Source organism: Sungkyunkwania multivorans, from assembly GCF_042675645.1.
Lineage (GTDB): Bacteria > Bacteroidota > Bacteroidia > Flavobacteriales > Flavobacteriaceae > Sungkyunkwania > Sungkyunkwania multivorans.
The window spans coordinates 960,151-978,625 of sequence record NZ_JBHTJH010000004.1; the positions used below are offsets into that span (position 1 = coordinate 960,151).

At 42.2% G+C, this 18,475-nt stretch carries 19 protein-coding genes; 14 read left to right on the forward strand and 5 right to left on the reverse strand.

Going from position 1 to position 18,475, the window contains the following annotated elements:
• Position 1: 1 nt before the first annotated feature.
• Together ACFQ1M_RS07315 and ACFQ1M_RS07320 are read right to left on the reverse strand one after the other, a co-directional pair.
• Positions 2–1,060: an Ig-like domain-containing protein gene (locus ACFQ1M_RS07315; protein ID WP_386406108.1), complete on the reverse strand. Its 1,059-nt coding sequence runs from the start codon at positions 1,058–1,060 to the stop codon at positions 2–4.
• Between the two features lie 16 nt (positions 1,061–1,076).
• Positions 1,077–2,183 (reverse strand): hypothetical protein, encoded by a 1,107-nt coding sequence (locus tag ACFQ1M_RS07320; RefSeq protein WP_386406111.1) that lies wholly within the window; start codon positions 2,181–2,183, stop codon positions 1,077–1,079.
• A 200-nt stretch (positions 2,184–2,383) separates the two neighbouring features.
• Between ACFQ1M_RS07320 and ACFQ1M_RS07325 the strand changes: the two genes are divergently transcribed.
• The 3 genes from ACFQ1M_RS07325 (at position 2,384) to ACFQ1M_RS07335 (ending at position 5,174) form a co-directional block, all read left to right on the forward strand.
• Complete coding sequence (locus ACFQ1M_RS07325) at positions 2,384–3,613, forward strand: peptidoglycan-binding domain-containing protein (RefSeq protein WP_386406114.1); 1,230 nt, start codon at positions 2,384–2,386, stop codon at positions 3,611–3,613.
• Positions 3,614–4,123: 510 nt separating this feature from the next.
• Positions 4,124–4,720, forward strand: coding sequence for a hypothetical protein (locus ACFQ1M_RS07330; protein ID WP_386406117.1), 597 nt, complete (start codon positions 4,124–4,126; stop codon positions 4,718–4,720).
• A gap of 136 nt (positions 4,721–4,856) precedes the next feature.
• Positions 4,857–5,174 carry a hypothetical protein gene (locus ACFQ1M_RS07335; RefSeq protein ID WP_386406120.1) on the forward strand — a complete coding sequence of 106 codons (318 nt, stop codon included), beginning with the start codon at positions 4,857–4,859 and terminating at the stop codon, positions 5,172–5,174.
• 114 nt (positions 5,175–5,288) lie between these two features.
• On the opposite strand, the gene ACFQ1M_RS07340 is transcribed toward ACFQ1M_RS07335, so the two are convergent.
• Positions 5,289–5,903, reverse strand: a complete 615-nt coding sequence (locus ACFQ1M_RS07340; RefSeq protein WP_386406123.1) for a TMEM175 family protein — start codon at positions 5,901–5,903, stop codon at positions 5,289–5,291.
• A 144-nt stretch (positions 5,904–6,047) separates the two neighbouring features.
• Here ACFQ1M_RS07340 and ACFQ1M_RS07345 point away from each other — a divergent pair, with 144 nt between their 5' ends.
• From ACFQ1M_RS07345 to ACFQ1M_RS07380, 8 genes are all read left to right on the forward strand, one after another.
• Entirely contained in the window at positions 6,048–6,554 is a 507-nt protein-coding gene (locus ACFQ1M_RS07345; protein WP_386406126.1) for a hypothetical protein, read from the forward strand.
• Between the two features lie 12 nt (positions 6,555–6,566).
• Positions 6,567–6,941, forward strand: a complete 375-nt coding sequence (locus ACFQ1M_RS07350; protein WP_386406129.1) for a GerW family sporulation protein — start codon at positions 6,567–6,569, stop codon at positions 6,939–6,941.
• Between the two features lie 142 nt (positions 6,942–7,083).
• The gene (locus ACFQ1M_RS07355) at positions 7,084–7,539 is read left to right on the forward strand and encodes a GNAT family N-acetyltransferase (RefSeq protein ID WP_386406131.1); all 456 of its coding nucleotides are present in this window, start codon (positions 7,084–7,086) and stop codon (positions 7,537–7,539) included.
• Positions 7,540–7,699: 160 nt separating this feature from the next.
• Entirely contained in the window at positions 7,700–9,544 is a 1,845-nt protein-coding gene (locus ACFQ1M_RS07360; RefSeq protein ID WP_386406134.1) for a hypothetical protein, read from the forward strand.
• Positions 9,545–9,616: 72 nt separating this feature from the next.
• On the forward strand, positions 9,617–10,243 hold the full coding sequence (locus ACFQ1M_RS07365; RefSeq protein WP_386406137.1) for an ATP-binding cassette domain-containing protein: 627 nt from the start codon (positions 9,617–9,619) through the stop codon (positions 10,241–10,243).
• Positions 10,240–11,427: an ABC transporter permease gene (locus ACFQ1M_RS07370; RefSeq protein ID WP_386406140.1), complete on the forward strand. Its 1,188-nt coding sequence runs from the start codon at positions 10,240–10,242 to the stop codon at positions 11,425–11,427. The genes ACFQ1M_RS07365 and ACFQ1M_RS07370 overlap by 4 nt, the downstream gene beginning before the upstream one ends.
• A gap of 72 nt (positions 11,428–11,499) precedes the next feature.
• Positions 11,500–13,275 carry an ABC transporter ATP-binding protein gene (locus tag ACFQ1M_RS07375; RefSeq protein WP_386406143.1) on the forward strand — a complete coding sequence of 592 codons (1,776 nt, stop codon included), beginning with the start codon at positions 11,500–11,502 and terminating at the stop codon, positions 13,273–13,275.
• 41 nt (positions 13,276–13,316) lie between these two features.
• On the forward strand, positions 13,317–14,042 hold the full coding sequence (locus tag ACFQ1M_RS07380; RefSeq protein WP_386406150.1) for a hypothetical protein: 726 nt from the start codon (positions 13,317–13,319) through the stop codon (positions 14,040–14,042).
• A gap of 68 nt (positions 14,043–14,110) precedes the next feature.
• On the opposite strand, the gene ACFQ1M_RS07385 is transcribed toward ACFQ1M_RS07380, so the two are convergent.
• Positions 14,111–14,494, reverse strand: coding sequence for a DUF779 domain-containing protein (locus ACFQ1M_RS07385; RefSeq protein ID WP_386406153.1), 384 nt, complete (start codon positions 14,492–14,494; stop codon positions 14,111–14,113).
• On the reverse strand, positions 14,475–15,998 hold the full coding sequence (locus tag ACFQ1M_RS07390; protein ID WP_386406157.1) for an aldehyde dehydrogenase family protein: 1,524 nt from the start codon (positions 15,996–15,998) through the stop codon (positions 14,475–14,477). The genes ACFQ1M_RS07385 and ACFQ1M_RS07390 overlap by 20 nt, the downstream gene beginning before the upstream one ends.
• Positions 15,999–16,300: 302 nt before the next feature.
• Between ACFQ1M_RS07390 and ACFQ1M_RS07395 the strand changes: the two genes are divergently transcribed.
• From ACFQ1M_RS07395 to ACFQ1M_RS07405, 3 genes are all read left to right on the forward strand, one after another.
• Positions 16,301–16,666, forward strand: a complete 366-nt coding sequence (locus tag ACFQ1M_RS07395; protein ID WP_386406161.1) for a cupin domain-containing protein — start codon at positions 16,301–16,303, stop codon at positions 16,664–16,666.
• A gap of 2 nt (positions 16,667–16,668) precedes the next feature.
• Complete coding sequence (locus ACFQ1M_RS07400; protein WP_386406164.1) at positions 16,669–17,433, forward strand: SDR family oxidoreductase; 765 nt, start codon at positions 16,669–16,671, stop codon at positions 17,431–17,433.
• A gap of 120 nt (positions 17,434–17,553) precedes the next feature.
• Positions 17,554–18,474 carry an EamA family transporter gene (locus tag ACFQ1M_RS07405; RefSeq protein ID WP_386406167.1) on the forward strand — a complete coding sequence of 307 codons (921 nt, stop codon included), beginning with the start codon at positions 17,554–17,556 and terminating at the stop codon, positions 18,472–18,474.
• The last annotated feature ends 1 nt before the right edge of the window (position 18,475 follow it).

Below are 18,475 nucleotides of genomic sequence, written 5' to 3' on the forward strand. Positions count from 1 at the left end.
TTCATTCTATATAAAAGGACAACTTTCGTTGCTTAGCCTGCATAGCCGTTTCCCGGTCCTTGGTGATCTCGCTATCAAAAAGTCGCATCAAATTATTACCTGCTAGGTCATCTAATTTTTCATCGATAAAAAGTTGGTAGTTTCCACCAACCCAAGGACTTTCGGGTTCGAATATTAATCTACGATCGCTGCCACCAACCATCCATGTGCCTCTGACCCTTCTTTCATTTGGGTCAATAATTAAAATTTTATTTGTAACGCTGACATAATCCAACTGATCATCACAATCGATGACTAGGTGTATGCTACTATTTTTTGCTGGAACCTTTATCTTCCATGATCTGATATCTGGTTGTATCCTATCGGCCTTTCCAATAGTGAACCTATGCTCAAAGTCCTTAAACAGAGGCACACCATTTTTATCTTTTAGCTGTTTAGAAACGATCATCGAATACGACTTTCCTTCTTTAAATACTACTCCCAACGCTTCATTTGGCGACAAGCCACGTTTTTGTCGGCCAGGTTCGATCCAAAGAGTTAATAAAGTTTCATCCTCAGACACCAGAACATTCTCCAAAGGAAGAATGGCTTGAGACATCGGAGTACCACCTTCATCAAAAAACTGAATATGCCGATAAACATCGACAAGATTAATGGGCCCTGAGAATTGGATATGAACCTTTAATATATTCGATGGAAGGGTCTTTGCTGTTGGATAAATGCTTTTGACTGTGATGTGTTTATAATCTTCAGGTATCGCAACTTTAAGGTGAAATATTTGATGGTTGTAGACCATCGAGTATTCTTGCCCTAAAGAAAAGGGAACCAGCGGTTGAAAGAGGCGTGATCCATCGGCCTCTTTTAGCACACCGACGATTGGCGTCGCCAATGCCGTTTCCTGTAACGAGAGTTTCCCCTTGAAGACCAAGGGTGCAACTTTGGTTGTCGAGCTATCCAAAAAGACGATTCCCTGTCTCTTAAATGTAAAAGCTGGGGAATCTTGTGAAAGTACTCCCCAACAAATACATACTATAATAGTTACACTTAATAGGTTATTCAAAATAAAAGAAGCAACATTAATTGATCCACCAACTGCTACCTTTCTTTAAGGCGAGGTTGCCATCCGATTCGCGCTGCACCATGACAAAACCATCTTCGAGATTGGCCAACTGTTGCACATTTACAAAAGGCATGTTTACATATGGTACTCCTTCTGCAGCGCCTTTAACAGTGACCGGCTCGGTCATGGATGCCTTAAAGTTCTCGAGGTCCGAGAAGGCCATTCGCATCAATGGACGGTTGGTATTCGCAATAAGCAAATATCGTTTGTCTCCTTTGCCAACTTCGATCATATCCACTGGCGAATTACCGCTTCCCAGTTCAGCGACAGTTCGTCCTTTGTTATGTTTTCCAAACTGTATCTTCGACATTGGAAACAATACCAAAGGTGTACAGGTATACCCAGCAACCAAATAAGGGTCTCCACCAACTTTGGTAGTGATAAAGGCTTTGATAGGAGCATGCGTTTCATACTTTCCATGCGCGGCATGATATATTTCCAAGCTCGCTTGGGCCTGTTTTTTCTTAAAAGGAAATTCGATCACTCTAAAAGTAGATGCGAACTCTTGATTGCTCAAGCCAGAAAGTAGCACCTTACCATCGAAATAGTGAATGTCGGCTACCGCCCATTTACGCAGTGATCGTTCCCGCCTGTCTTTTGCATCCTTCGCCACCGGATCTTCGAGCGCCATCTTGCTGAAGGATACTTTTTCCAAAGGAATCTGTTTGAGTTTATTATCAGCCACCCTGAAAAGCAGTGCCTTTCCCGAACTATGATTTACCCCTACATAAATATTATTATTCGAGGGGTCAACCGCCATATCCGAGATCTGTAGCTCATCGATAGGCGTGCCTATCATGTCTGCCAATATATGATCTAGCTTATCAATTCTCAACTCGCTATGGTCGGACTTAGGTTGCTTGCTTAGGTCGATCGCTATGACTTGTGCCGATCTGCTATCGCCGATGAACAAAATGCCTTCAGGCCCGAAGGTCATACTATTTATGGCATTGATCTCTGGATTCCCAGTGACAAAATTTGCCTTCAACGGATGGTTTTCACTGGCGATCGCAAAGGATAATGCCAGCATCATTCCCAAAAAGGAGGTTAGAAGCTTTTTCATAATGATGATGTTTTCAGTTAGTCAATACCCTTAAAATTACTGAAAATGACCAAGGGGCTGCGTTAAAGAAATGCCAATTGACATTTACTGAAGAGCAGACATCCGGAATTTTCAAAAAGGGTCAATTTCCCTCTTGAAAAGAATTACATGCCCATTACTTTAGCGTAAACCAACAACTTCAGTTGTTCAAAATCGATGACATGGCCGTATTGTTTCTTGGCAGTTGTGATAAGGGAAGTGTTCCTTCTAGTCCAAAATCGTTTCTTTCACCGTATCATATGGATGGCCTTTTAAAGCGGGTGGTCTCTTTTAGGGATGACGATCGCAGCAAATGGCGACGCTTTAGAGAAACCGATACTAAAGACGTGGTTGTCCTACAGACTTTTCTCAAGGACGCCGGTTTTATGCCACGCGCTGCTTTGGATGGTGTTTTTGGCTATGTGACTCAGGCAGCGGTGCGCTTGTTTCAGGAATATGTTCGTACGATTGAAGGCGTTGCCACAATGAAACCAGACGGTATTGTTGGAAATGGCACTATGCAACATATCAATCGATGGAAGGCCGCCGGCACCGTATCTGAATGGGGGCTTGCAGATTCGAATAATGCTTCCTCTGAATATAAAGATTGGATTCGACTATTGCAAAAGGCGAAAACACATTATACCAATCAGCCTGGGCCCATCCTCAAGGAAATCAACAACTTTAGTGATCTGGGAGCTTCCATAAAAGTCGCTGATTGGAACTTTGATACCAACGACATTCATTTAGTGGGTATTAGAAGAGAACATGGAAACAGACAACATAAGCGTCCTAATGATGACATCTTTGTATTATTGATCAAAGGGATGGTCTTCAAATTTTGGGGGTCGACCGATCCTAGCGTGGCCATGGCCAATAGAAAGCACGAGGCATTTTTGGTTGAGGGGCAACATCTGTATCGTTTCGGTTGGCACAAGATCACCGACGAAAGAAAGATATATCGCGCTTTAAAACCGCATGATGCCAGAGGTGTATTGGTTTTGCGCGATTGGGACAACGACAATGCGCTAACGACCAACGACCTTTTAGCGACCGACCGTTTTGGTAACAAGAGAGGATTACATGTGAACCCAAGCATCAACATTCATTGGTCGGGCATTGGCAGCACCAATTTCTCGGCAGGTTGTCAGGTGATCGCTGGGAAAAGCTATATCAACAATCACGATTCGGTGATCGATTGTTCCAAATTCGCGTCGCGAAGCTATAAGGACTTGAGCGATGCTGGTAAAAAGACCAAAGGCGCCTACAATATACTAACCGACCTTATCCTATGTTATGCCAAAGCTGGCGTACAGCATTTATATTACACTTTAGGAAGGGAGGAATCCTTGGATTTGGATGCTAGTTTTGGAAGTGGTCATGCAAAGAAGACTTTGGAGCGAATGCAATAGGGTCGAATGTTGAATATTGAAAATTTAGAGCTTAGCGTTTAGAGTTAACAGGTGACCGTTGATTGTTCAAGATTGAAGATTAGTGGCTTTCTATTATGGGTTGTAAACTGATAGTCGATCCGTTTGAGCAGTTGCAACCTTTACTTTTTGGTTCTTTTTGGTCAAGTAAAAAGGACGAACGTCATTTCAAAAGAATGGTGGCTTCTCACGTTATTTGTTGTATCGTTTTTTGCTGGTTGAATGTCGAAAGTTTAGAATTGAATTCTTTGCAATCTCTATAATATTGGAGCAAGATGCATTCCAATAAACATTGAAATGACTGAAAGCATCTTAATGTTCTCTTGTTCGGCTTCGAAGCTTAGATTAGAAACGACCTACTATCCTTTATACTTTTCATTACTCATTACTATTAACTATTTTTTACCTAGTTTTACCGCTTTCAAAAAAAATGATCAGTAACAGAATAACCCCAAGAATGATCACGAAACTAACACCTAACAAACACTTTCTATGACAGATCTAAATTTTCCGATCAAATTCGACTTTAACATCTCAACCCTTGCCAATGATTTTACCGCGACCGACAATCAAGGGAAGACCTTGGCCTACGTACGCCAAAAGATGTTCAAGCTCAAAGAGGACATCGTTATCTATCAAGACGCCTCCAAGACCAAGGTAAATTATACCATTAAGGCGGATAAGTGGCTGGATTTCTCTACTTCGTATAGCTTTAAGGACCCACAGGGCAAAGAACTTGGTAAAGTAGCGCGAAAAGGATGGGCCTCTTTGTGGAAAGCCAATTACGACATTATAGATCAACATCAGAAACCACAATACAAGATCCAAGAGGAGAATGCTTGGGTGAAGGTAATGGATGGTGTGTTGGGAGAAATTCCAATTTTAGGATTCTTTACGGGTTACCTCTTCAATCCAACCTACAAAGTAATGGACCCTCAGGGTAAGGTCGTTATGCGATTAAAGAAGGAACCATCATTCTTTGGACGTAAGTTCACGGTTTCAAAAGTTGAGGAAACAGATGCCGATGACGATCATCGACTTATGCTAAGTCTTATGATGTTGGTCCTGTTAGAACGACGTAGGGGATAACTGGCACACTTTGAAGGCCTCACCAAATAAGTTTTTGATGCTCGGGGGTTTAACCTCTTGTGGAAAGTAGATATTCCCGTATCGCGGTGTTATTGGATTCTCTAGGTTTGCTTTGATAACCATAAAACCACATATAATGGCATTTAAAGTACACAAGGTAACGAAATACAACTATTCGTACAGTGCAAACACAGGAAGACCATCAAGACTTCAGCTTTGGGGAGCTTCTGGCAATATCGCTCAAATTCGATTCGTAGATGATGCTGCAGCGGTACCTGCGCCAGTAATTTCTGCAGACCTGAACAAGGCAACAGCTTATTTTAAAGACAAGTCACAACAGGGAATCATTGATATGTTACGCAATGAAGACCCTGTAAGTGTCACTATCAATAATGGCGGTGCTGGATTTGTTTTCATTCATACAGGAATCGAACCTGTTGGGGAGGGAGAATGATGGCTTTATAACAAAGAGAATAAAAGGCCGCTTTATGCGGTCATTTTTCATTTTATTATGGCCTTATCCGAGTTTTAGATAAGTACGCTATTGAGAACAAGTAACCGCAACTGACTAAGAGTTCAACTTCTTACGATATCTCCTATCTATAAATGGCTGTATAATAAATATCAATACAAATGCAAATCTAGAGACCCAGAAGAATGTAAATGCACAAATAGCGGCAAATATCCACACATAGACTACGTTAAGAGCGCGCCACTTTAGCCATTTCGCTGTTATGGTGTCTAAACCCAGAGCTACTCCTTCTTTTTTGGACACGTAGCGAATCATTAAATAGTTAAAGATACCGATGATGGCAAGATTTAGACTATAAAATACAAAAGGACCAGTATGAACAAAGCCACCGGAATAGAATGCAGTAGAAAAAGGCAACAAAACTACAAAAAGTAACAAGAGGATATTCAGCCAAAGTAATTTTGAAGGAATAGAGGATACGTATTTCATAAGCCTTAAGTGAGCAATCCAATAGAGTGCTATGACGAAGAAACTAACTAGGAATCCTACGAAGTTTGGGATAAGATTTGACAGTACGCTCCAAGTGCCATCGGTTTTTACTTGCCGGGCGCTAGGGATAGCAATTTCAAGCACAAGTAGAGTCATGGCTATAGAAAAGACGGCGTCGCTAAAGTTAATGACCCGGCTTTTGTCGTACTCAAAATTTTTCATAGATCCAGTTTTCTTCAAATATAAAAATAATATTATCCGTGTTTTTTAATGCTCGCCGTCCTTCAATGCAAATAATCTTTGTACAACTGACCAAAATCATTTCAGGTTCGGCATCGATCCAGTTACTTTGCAAAAAATACAAAGGTGCTTTTAGCCGTGGTTATCATCCTGGTTCTGCTGTTGGCAATCTATCTACTACTTGCCCCTATAGTTCTTTATATCGATACCGCTTCAAGCCAGTATTATATTCAACTCAAAGGACTGCTAAAAGCCAGCGTTGAAGCGCATGAAGAAGAGGTTTTGAGAATACATCTCAAAGTTGTCGTTTTTCACTTCTATCTCTACCCGTTAAAAAAGATCTGGAAGCCAAAGAAGGAGAAAAAGAATGGTGAGAAGAAACGCATCAGAGCAACAAGAAGACGTATGAGTCCTCGGACGATACTTCGACTTTTGCGGTCTTTTAAAGTAAAAGAGTTCATGCTGGATGTAGACACAGGTAATTGCATTACAAATTCAAAACTCTACCCGCTTTTTGCTTTTCTAAATTTCTATGCTGGTGGTTTCAATGTCAATTACGCAGGACGAAATCTATTGACCCTGCGCTTGCAGAATAGGTCGATAGCTATTATTAGATCATTTATTAATCATTAAAAGAACAATATTATGGAATTACACTTTGAAGAATTACTAGAAAAGATCACAGATTTTATCAAATCTGAGGCAAAGACAGAGACCGTTGTGGGTGAAAAGTTTCTACTTGGGGAATTCGAATGCGTTCCTGTGATCAAAGTAGGAATGGGATTTGGCTCTGGCGGTGGAGAAGGTGCTGACGTTAAAAGACCTGCCCGTAAAGGACAAGGTATGGGAGCTGGTGCCGGTATCGGTATCGAACCCATTGGTTTCTTAGTGACCAAGGAAGATAATATTTCGTTCCTCGAAGCTGGGAAGACACATGGATTGGCGGCAGCCTTCGAAAAAGTACCTGACCTTATCGAAAAGATCATCGATAAGAGAAATCGCGAAGAAGTAACGGCTTAGACATTCGAAGTTGCTTAAGGATCTGCCCTGCTATTTTTAGCAGGGCTTTTTTGATGCTGAGAATTGGCCGTAGTCGTTAATTTAAAAGCCAAATCGTTAAATTTATCATAGATTTCAGTTTTGTAGGTCAAAAATTTCCTAAATGATTCACATAGAGAAAACCAATTTTAAGAATGAAGACTTCAAGGCTTTAGTGGCTCAACTCGATGCAGATCTTGCCAAAAGAGATGGGGAGGAGCACAATTTTTATCACCAATTCAATGGGATAGAGGAATTAAAACACACCATCGTTTTATATGATAAGAAAAGAGCGGTAGGTTGTGGGGCTATCAAAGAATTTCGTTCAGATACCGTTGAAATAAAGCGGATGTATACGATTCCTGGGAGCAGAGGTAAAGGCTTTGCTACCCAAATTCTTAATGCATTGGAAGATTGGGCAAGTGCATTGGGTTATTCGATCTGTGTTTTAGAAACAGGCAAGCGTCAGCCAGAAGCCATTGCGCTCTATAAAAAGAATGGATATCAGATAATCCCCAATTATGAGCCATATACGCAGATGGAGAATAGTGTCTGTTTTGAGAAGCGGCTACGCAAATGATCCGACAGCATCTTCCGATCCTTATTCTTCCTTTTCTCAAACTACATGAGACTGTTTTATTTTGAAGCGCTCTAAGCGCACTATATCATTAATGAAGAGGAGAAGACAAGTGGTTTAATTTCACTAACTTAGATAACAATAACCAACCAATCTCCTCATTATGAAAGCAACCACCTTGTTGTGCACGTTCCTTCTGCTATTTGGATGTAGTCCAAATGAAAAAGAAAAGCAAAAGGAAGAATCCCAAGAAACGACCCTCGACCTTTCAGCATATAATCTTGTAAGTCCTAACACCATTATCGTCTATGACAAACTCAACTTTGGTAATGGTTATAATAGTGCCACTGGTACCGAATATTTTGGGGTGATGAATTTTGATGGGGCGATAAAATCTGCAGAGATCATGGCCAATGCCCGTGGCAATAGCGGAATCGTTACCATGCAAATCCTAGAGACCAAGGAGTCGCTAAAAAAGGCACTCGGAATCACGGCTAAAGTAGATCTGGATTTTAAGATATTTGGGGTGACCTCCGAGAACTCACTGAAGGCAAAGATGTATCGGGAGACCGAGTTCAACGACTTTCAACAAAATGCCGTCTTAAAAGCGCAATACTCCAATGAACCTTTGGTGATGATCGGTCCATCGGTAAAGGAAGATTTGATCGAGTTGGCCACAAGAGACCCTGAGACCTTTATGCGGACCTGCGGTGATATGTTTGTGAGTAGGATTTATACCGGCGGTGAAATGCATGCATTGTTCAGTTTGCACAGCAGAAATTCGAACGAAAAGAAGCAGAACGAACTCTTCTTTGAAAGTGTGAACACCTATCTAGGGAACAAATTATCGGCCAGTGTTGATGTGAAGCAGCTAGAAGAAAAACAAAAGAACACAAAGAACATTAATACCACCGTTATTACCGAAGGAGGAGGAAAAACCCCCACAACAGCTAAGCTCGAGGATTTCATTACCTATGCCAACGAATTCAAAGAACAGGTCAGTGCCGATAACAGGGCGGTTATTCTCTACGTAGAATTATCACCTTACGAATCGATAGCAGGATTTCCAAAGATCAACTTCAACGAAATACGAGTCAAGCAACGTTCTTATTTGGATCTGGCGACCTCAATGTACGATGATTTGGAAGCGTCGATAGACAATGCGGAATTCGTTCAAAAATATCCCGAGGTCTTTGAGGAGCACGATTTGAAACTTGCAGATAGTGTACGTTCATTCTTTCCAATAAAGCAAGCAGAGTTGGCAAGTCTTATCCTTCGCTGCCAGACCGATTTTTCATTATGTGATCAAGAAAATCTTGAGCCCTTCTCTTTGGTAGAACTCTTTGGTCCCGATGTAGAATTACCAGAATGGCCAGGAGAGCAAAAACCACTTCCTGTAGACCCAGATGGGTTTGTACAGGTCACAGACAATACTATGGACGGTCGTATACTCTCTATAGATGGTGATCTGGAGATCAAGCGTAACACCAAGACCAAGGCCTTTTGCAATTCCCCCAAATATGAGAGGCAAGTACAAATGTATGGACGCGAAAAGGTAAAAGAAGCCGGATGGTTCACCGATGCAGAATATCAGAATATCTATGCGGTCTACGAATACCCTTATTATTGGGTGCGATATAGAGACGTTAGCACCAATAAAATTATCAAAGAATTTGCTTGGTCTGGGAATCCACAGGAAACAGAAAAGAATGTGGTCATTGAAATCGAATTGAGACCGGGCGTACACTATCTGGTAGATGCAGCCAGAAGGCCTATTGGAACAAAGCGAGAAAAAAAATTGAAGTTCGATCGTACGCCCAGATATCCGATTGTAAGAGCTTGCCAAGGCGGAGAGCCGCCAATTGCAGTTGTCTCGCCTCTGGATGCCGAGCCCATTCCGCACAGAGTTGAAAAACGTGGACCATTGACCGCTACAATTCCTGAGGCTGATATTAAAACACCTGATGTAATTTTAAAAGATGGCGAATACTTTTATGATTTTGATTAGTGCTATTTGAATATTGATGGCGTTGCTCGAATCGTTCGATTCGAGCTATATTTGTAGAAAAGCTTTCATTTAATGATTCAAACGAAAGATCTACGATTTGCCTATCCAAATGGTCCAATTTTCAATTTTCCGGATATTACGCTAGCTAAAGATGAGGACTTGCTTATTCTAGGTCCCTCGGGAATTGGGAAGACCACCTTACTGCATCTTTTAGGGCTGTTGTTGGCACCTTTAGGTGGAAATATTGCTCACGATAGCACCGACCTAATTTCGCTCTCTGAAAAGGAAAAAGACCTATATAGAGGTCAAAACATCGGAATAATTTTTCAAAAGCCACGCTTTATCAATTCGCTGAACCTTATCGAAAATATTAAGGCAAAACTTTTTTTTGCTAAAGAAAAAGTAGCGGACGAAGCCATTGAGCAGGTCTTAGAGGAATTGCAAATAATCGAATTAAAGCACAAGAACGTGCAAAAGCTTAGCGAAGGACAAAAACAGCGATTGTCCATTGCCATTGCTATCATCAATAAGCCTATACTCATCTTGGCCGATGAACCAACCGCCAATTTGGATGATCATAACTGTGAAAAAGTGATTCAGCTTTTGAAAGAGACCGCGAGAAAAGCCCAGGCCAACCTCGTACTTATCACGCACGATCAACGGGTAAAACCCATGTTCGACAAAACCTTAGAGCTATGAATCTACTCAAGTTGAGTTACAAATATATGGTCGCTAAACCGCTCAATGCCTTCTTAAGTCTCCTCTTAGTGGGACTGAGCATTGCACTGATCTCGGTCGCCTTCCATTTGGAAAAGGCATTCTCTGAAAAGATACAAAAGAATACAAGCGGCATAGACATGGTCATAGGAGCAAAGGGTAGCCCGTTGCAATTGATTCTTTCTTCAGTATTGCATGTAGATGCCCCAACAGGGAATATCAATTATAAGAGAGCGGCCCAAGCAACCAAAAATCCACATGTAGAAAAGGCCATTCCTATCTCTTATGGTGATAATTACAATGGGTATCGTATCGTTGGAAGTACGCAAGCATTCCCAGAAATCTATGATGCAAAGATCGCCTCAGGAAGATCCTTTGAAAAATCTATGGAAGTCGTGTTTGGTTCGGAAGTGGCAGCAAAATTAGGGATATCGACAGGAGATGAGATAGTAAGTGGCCATGGATTGCTCGAAGAAGCGATTGAAGACCATGAAGACAGCCGTCTAAAAGTGGTTGGGATCTATGCGCCGACGAATACTATTCTGGATAATCTTATCACAACACCTTTAGAGACCGTTTGGGAAATTCACCAACATCACGAAGCGAATCTCGAAGATACTGAGCGCGAGGTCACAGCACTTTTGGTCAAATTCAGAAACCCGATCGCAATGGTCCAGCTACCCAGACAGATCAATGCCAACACAAAGATGCAAGCCGCGTTGACCAACTATGAGCTGGATAGACTCTTTAGCTTTACCGGAGTAGGAATTAAGGTGATCACAATGATCGCCTATGCAATTCTGCTATTCTCGGTCTTCAGTATTTTTATCAACCTCTATCGCTTGGTGAGAGATCGCCGATACGAACTGGCCTTGATGCGTACTTACGGAGCCAGTAATTGGCAGTTGGCCTTTGTCGTCTTCCTAGAAGGGTTTATCCTCTTGGTTATCGGATATGTTCTTGGGCTTTGTTTAAGTCGTTTAGGGCTTTATATTTTCTCCAATTACCTTGAGAACGAATTCAAGTATACTATTACCCAACTATCTTTTATAATCGAAGAGGCCTATGTTTTTTTGATAATTCTCCTTCTTTTGATCTCAGCAACTGTGCTGGCAACCATTCCCGTTTTCAGACTTGATGTCTCCGCAATTTTGTCGGAAGAATAATAATATGTTAAGAATGCCCAATGGGCATTATGTATATTGAAGTAAGTATAATTTGACTCAAAAATTGACCGAATGCCTAAAATAAAATTACCAGAACATCCCAAAGAATCAAAATCTAGGGGAAAAGTGACCATGGCGAAGGCCTTCAAGACCATCATCTGGCCCAGAAGGAACCTTATTTTCATAGGATTGATTCTTATCGTTATCAGTAGGCTGGCAAGTCTTGTGTTGCCTTGGAAAAGTAAAGCTTTGTTAGACGAGGTGATCCCGAGCAGGGATTTTATGGCCCTGAGGAACTTGTTGATGCTGGTAGGTGTTGCATTGTTGGTTCAAGCAATTACCTCCTTTTTACTCACCCGTATTCTTAGTGTACAGGCGCAATATTTGATATCGGAGTTCCGAGCGCAGGTACAGAAGAAAGTATTGTCATTACCGATCAGTTTCTTCGACAATACGAAATCGGGCGCTTTGGTCTCTCGAATTATGACCGATGTAGAGGGCGTTCGTAATTTGATCGGAACAGGATTGGTGCAGTTGGTAGGTGGCACGATCACCGCTGTGATCTCATTGGTACTTTTGATCAATATCAATGCCTGGATGACCTTATTTGTATTTATACCAGTCTCTATCTTTGGCATTGTCGCGCTCAAGGCATTTAAATATATACGTCCCATCTTTAGAAATAGAGGAAAGATCAATGCCGAAGTTACAGGGCGTCTTACCGAAACACTTGCAGGCGTAAGGGTCATAAAGGGATTCAATGCCGAGGCTCAGGAGAACGCCACCTTTGAAGAAGGTGTTCATCGTTTGTTCCAAAATGTGAAAAAGAGCCTTACGGCCACCGCCTTGATGACCAGCTCTTCGACCTTTTTATTAGGATTGGCCTCTTTGGGTATCATGGGCATCGGGGGCTATTATATGATGAATGACGAAATGTCCACGGGTGATTTTCTTTCCTTCACCTTGCTGCTTGGCTTTATGATTGCCCCTATTGTGCAAATGAGCAATATTGGAAGTCAGCTCACCGATGCACTCGCGGGCTTGGACCGTACCGAGGAATTGATGAATATGACTCCCGAGGAGGAACTAATGGATCGAAAAATAATACTGAACGGTATAAAAGGAGATCTTGCCTTCGAGAATATCTCGTTTTCCTATGAGGAAGGTAAACAGGTGCTACATAACATCAATTTTAAGGCTGAGGCTGGAAATGTGATCGCATTGGTGGGAAGTTCAGGTTCTGGAAAATCGACCATCGCGGGTCTATCGGCCTCTTTTCTAAATCCTGTAGAAGGGAAGGTGTATATCGATGGTATCGATCTTTCTACGGTAAAGTTGAGTAGTTATAGAAAACATTTGGGCGTTGTATTACAAGATGAGTTTCTGTTTGAAGGAACCATACGGGAGAATATTCTATTTCCAAGACCTGATGCTACCGAGGAACAACTGCTAGAAGCCGTAAAAGCGGGTTATGTCAATGAGTTCACCGACCGTTTTGAAGATGGTTTGGACACCTTGATCGGAGAGCGTGGCGTAAAACTTTCTGGCGGACAGCGACAACGCATAGCGATTGCTCGTGCTATTTTGGCGGATCCCAAGATCATTATTTTGGATGAGGCCACTTCGAACTTGGATACCGAAAGCGAAGCATTGATCCAAAAAAGTTTGGCCGAGTTGGTGAAAGATAGGACAACCATTGTCATCGCTCACCGTTTAAGTACCATAAAAAAAGCAAATAAGATATTGGTCATAGAGGCTGGGACGATTGCCGAAGAGGGTACCCACGACCAATTGATCGCCAAGGAAGGTCGGTATTATGACCTTTATACCTATCAGGCAAAGATTTAAGTATATTTGGGCCTTGTCAACATTTTTTCACAGCAGCATTCATGAAAATTTTTAGAAGACTTCGCCAAAAATGGATCAAAACTGATTTTAAAAAATACTTCCTCTATGCCATTGGCGAGATCGTTCTAGTAGTCATTGGCATCTTGATCGCTTTAGGAATCAATAATCGACAAGAAGACAAACGCCTTCAAAAGTATCATAGAGATACTGCAGCACAGGTCTTGGTGCAAGTTAAGGAAGACCTTGAGCTGATCAAGGACTTTAGAGAGAACGACATTTATGAGTTAGAGCACAATTTTTTGCGCTATTTTGATAGAGCGCACGACACCTTGCGAACAAGCCCGGAAAAAGTCGTCTCCTTGATGTTTTCAATCGCTAACTTGGAAGTCAGCGACCGGGCTACGGTGCTTATAGACAATGCCGATCTCCGTAATTCAGAATATGAAAACATCCTTATCGATATAGCGCAGACCTATAAGAAACACTTAAAACCGCTCTATGGTATGGATGAGATCTTGTTGCTCACCATCGGCGAAAACTTAGAATATCTTAGAAACCAAGTCCCTTGGTTCGAAGACTTGATGATCGATCTTCGATGTAATTATGATTGTCAGGTGTTTATTAAGACCGATCAAAGTTACCGAAATCGCATGGCCAATATGCGATTTACATATATTCATGGTTATGGAGGTATTGTAGAAAATTTTTATGACAATCTTAAAGCACGTGAGAAAGAACTCTCTGCATTTTTACATCAAAAAAACTAGGCGCCTCCTTGAGAAGCCCCTAGTTTCAATGACTGAAGAAAATGATCGTCCGTATCAGATCAAGGCGGTCATATGAGTTCTTTTAAATCCCTTTGCTCTATTTCGGTAAAGAGCCTCGATTTGGTAACAAATCGTAATCCCATTGGAATTTCCAATGAAAAACTGGCACCTCTTCCTTTGGTGACATCGATCGTGAGATGCGTATGCTTCCAATACTCATACTGGTCGCTGCTCATATAAAAGTCACAGTCGTGAATGGTTCCCAAATGCACATCCGTTTCGTTGATCAGCAGTTCGCCCTCGGGCAAACACATTGGCGAAGAGCCGTCGCAACACCCCCCGCTTTGATGAAACATGAGCGGGCCATGTGTGGACCTCAATTCATCAACGACCCGCTTTGCATCTTCTGTTATTGTTACACGTGCTACCATCTTAGAAGAATCCCATTGCATTCTTATCGTGCGATATCAACATGTTCTTGGTCTGGCGATAGTGGTTCAGCATCATTTTATGATTTTCTCTACCGATACCTGATTTTTTGTAGCCTCCAAAGGGTGCATGGGCGGGATAGAGGTGATAACAATTCACCCATACACGACCCGCTTCTACCATTCTTGATACCTGATATGCTTGGTGCGTATCTCGCGTCCAAACACCAGCTCCAAGACCGTACAATGTATCATTGGCGATCGCTATGGCATCCGCTTCATCCTTGAAGGTCGTGACACAAACTACCGGTCCAAATATCTCTTCTTGGAAAACTCGCATCTTATTGTTGCCTTTCAAAATGGTTGGTTCGATATAATATCCTCCTTCCAACCCTTCGTTGTAAGCGGCTTTTCCTCCTGCAAGCACTTCACAGCCTTCTTCTTTTCCAATATCCAAGTAGTTAAGGATCTTTTCATATTGATCATTAGAGGCCTGGGCTCCCATCATCGTTTCTGGATCCAATGGGTGGCCGAGCTTTATGGCCTTGGTACGTTCGATGACACGTTCAATGAATTTGTCATAAATGCTTTCTTGAATGAGCATCCTAGAAGGACAGGTGCAGACCTCTCCTTGGTTTAAGGCATACATTACCGCACCCTCTACACATTTATCCAAGAAAGCATCATCTCTATCCATAATACTTTCAAAGAAGATGTTGGGCGATTTTCCACCTAATTCTAAAGTGACGGGAGTAATGTTCTTTGATGCGTATTGCATGATCAATTGTCCAGTCGTAGTCTCTCCGGTGAATGCTACTTTACTGATGCGTGGACTGGAAGCCAATGGCTTACCCGCTTCAATTCCGAAGCCGTTTACCACGTTCAGCACACCGTCTGGTAGAATTCCTTCGATGAGTTCCATGAGGATCATGATTCCCACAGGTGTCTGCTCAGCAGGTTTTAATACCACACAGTTTCCTGCTGCAAGCGCCGGCGCCACCTTCCATGCGGCCATTAACAATGGGAAATTCCATGGAATGATCTGTCCGACAACCCCTAGAGGTTCTTTGATATTCATAGAGATCGTAAATTCATCGAGCTCGCTAACGCTTCCTTCCTCAGCTCTGATGACCCCAGCGAAATATCTGAAGTGATCGATGGCAAGGGGTAGGTCGGCCGCCGTGGTCTCTCGGATGGCTTTACCATTGTCCCAAGTTTCGGCACGGGCCAACGCTTCGAGGTTTTGTTCCATCACATCAGCGATCTTCAATAACATATTGCTGCGGGTGGTTGCCGAAGAGGTATTCCATGACGGAGCTGCCTTCCATGCTGCATCGATCGCAAGTTCGATATCTTCTGCTGTAGAGCGGGCGATCTTGGTAAAGCTGGTTCCATCTACTGGAGAGATATTGTCAAAGTATTGGCCCTTTGTTGGAGCTACCCATTTTCCTCCGATATAGTTTTCATATTGACTCTTAAATTGGGGGCGTTTGTAGGTCTTCTGCCCTGTAGTTTTTACGTTACCCATAATAAATAGTTTTTTGGTTATTGATTAATTACTAAAAGAAATTGGTGTCTAGTCTAGCTAGTTGGAGAGCACTCCCGAAAAATGCAATTCAGAAGATCATCGTATTCTTCTTGAAAAGCAAAAAGATGGACTGTCACATCTTTTAAAAGATACGATTTTTTAGCCTGAAAATCAAGTAAATAACATGATGACATCCAAAAATTATATGCATTTTTGAGGAGACCGACGTTTCGATGGACTGTGGACGGTACGTATTCGATTTGGTATGGATATTTCCTATATTTAAGGTTCAAAATATACGCATGATAAAAAAAGTGAATTGGGACGAGGTTCCCACCGAACAAGTGACTCCAAAGATGCAACGCAAGCTCGTTTATGGCGATAAGGTGATGGTGGCCAAAATGAGGTTCAAAGATGGTTTTTTGGTTCCTTTACATAGCCATGTCAACGAACAAGTAACACAGGTATTGTCTGGCACCATTCGATTCTGGTTTGGTGAGAACAAAGAGAAAGTGGTGGATCTGCACGCTGGTGACGTGGTGGTGATTCCAGCGAATCTCCCTCACGAGGCATTGATGATCGGAGACGTTGAGGAGATAGACACTTGGTCTCCTATTCGCGAAGATTGGTTGGATGGCACTGATGATTATCTGAGAAGTAACGATTAACGATGGATTTAGGATTAAAAGGAAAAGTTGCTTTTGTGGCAGCCTCTAGTCAAGGTTTAGGAAAAAGTGTGGCCGTGGAGTTGGCTAGGGAAGGAGCAAGCGTGATTATTTGTGGTAGAAACCAACGGCTGCTGGATGAGACCAAGCTTGAGATCGCCGTATTGAATGACGGCAAGGTGATTGCTATCAATGGCGACCTAACTTCCGCGAATGACCGCGAACGCATAGTAGAAGAAACACTGTCACATTTTAAGAAGGTCGATATTCTTGTGACCAATACGGGTGGTCCACCAGCTGGGAAGTTCGAAGAATTAAGTCAGGAAGACTGGGATGATACGTACGAACTGTTATTGGCCAGCACCGTTTCTTTGGTCAGAAGTTTTTTGCCAGGGATGAGATCGCAATCTTGGGGAAGGATCATTTCGATCACCTCTCAAGCTGTGAAACAACCAGTGGAGAATTTGATCTTGTCAAACTCGGTTAGAGCGTCGGTAGTGGGTTTGATGAAAACATTGGCCAGCGAGCTCGGACCTTATAATATCACCGTGAATAATGTGATGCCAGGATACACAGAAACCAATCGATTGAAGAAATTGATACAGGCTGATCCATCTGTTGCCAATGCTGTAGATGAAATACCTCTAAAACGCTTTGGGAAACCTGAGGAGTTTGCCGCTGCCGTCACTTTCCTGGCCAGCGAGCGGGCAAGTTATATCACCGGCACTTCTCTGGCGGTCGATGGTGGTTGGGTGAAGAGTATTTTATAGCTAATGCTATTCTCACGGACCAACTGTAAAGTTTTAATTGCAAACGTCACAAACAACATTCGTCATTTTCTTTATGCTATCTTTACTCGTCATTAGCATTTCCATCATATAAAAGAACCGATGCCAAAATCTTCGAATACGGTATTCATCATCCTTGCTTTTATTGCCATTTACGTCATTTTGGGGTCAACCTATCTTCTGAATAAGATCGCGGTGACCGAACTGCCTCCTTTTATGCTGGCTGGTATCCGATTTGTGGTTGCAGGGATTGTTATTTTTGGAATCTGCAAAATAATGAGCATCACTATCATCATAAGTTCTCGACAGCTTTTGAATACGATTTTTGCTGGTTTTTTGTTCCTGACCTTAGGAAATGGGTTGGCAGTTTGGGCGCTTCAATATATCGACAGTGGATTTGCAGCTCTAGAGATTTCTGCTCAACCACTCATTGTATTATTGCTGATGCGCCTCTTACAGGGTAAAAAAATACAAGCGATGTCGGTAGTAGGTGTGATTCTCGGAGCGATTGGCATCTATCTGCTGGTGAGTCAAAAACAATTGATCACTAAAGAGGGTTCGATCATGGGCATGTTGATGATCTTTGTATGCATGTTGAGTTGGGGATATGGTAGCCTCTTTGTTGGAAAGGCCGACCTTCCAAGTAACTACTTTGTAAATACAGCTTACCAGATGGTTTTTGGTGGGGCCATGATGCTCTTGCTAAGCCCGATGCTAGGAGAACAATGGAGTTCTCCAATTGTATGGAGTACTACAACGCTATGGGCGATGCTTTTATTGATCGTCTTTGGAAGCATCGTTGCCTTCACATCATTTAATTACTTGCTAAAGACGGTCTCGCCTGAAAAAGTAGCGACTTCCACTTATGTGAATCCAATAATAGCGCTGTTGTTGGGATGGTATTTTTTGAATGAAGAAATTACCTTACAGTCCGTGATTGCTGCGATCGTCCTACTTACAGGAGTATATTTTATCAACACTAAAAAGAAATGGGTCGCTCGACCGAGATATAGAAACCGATAAT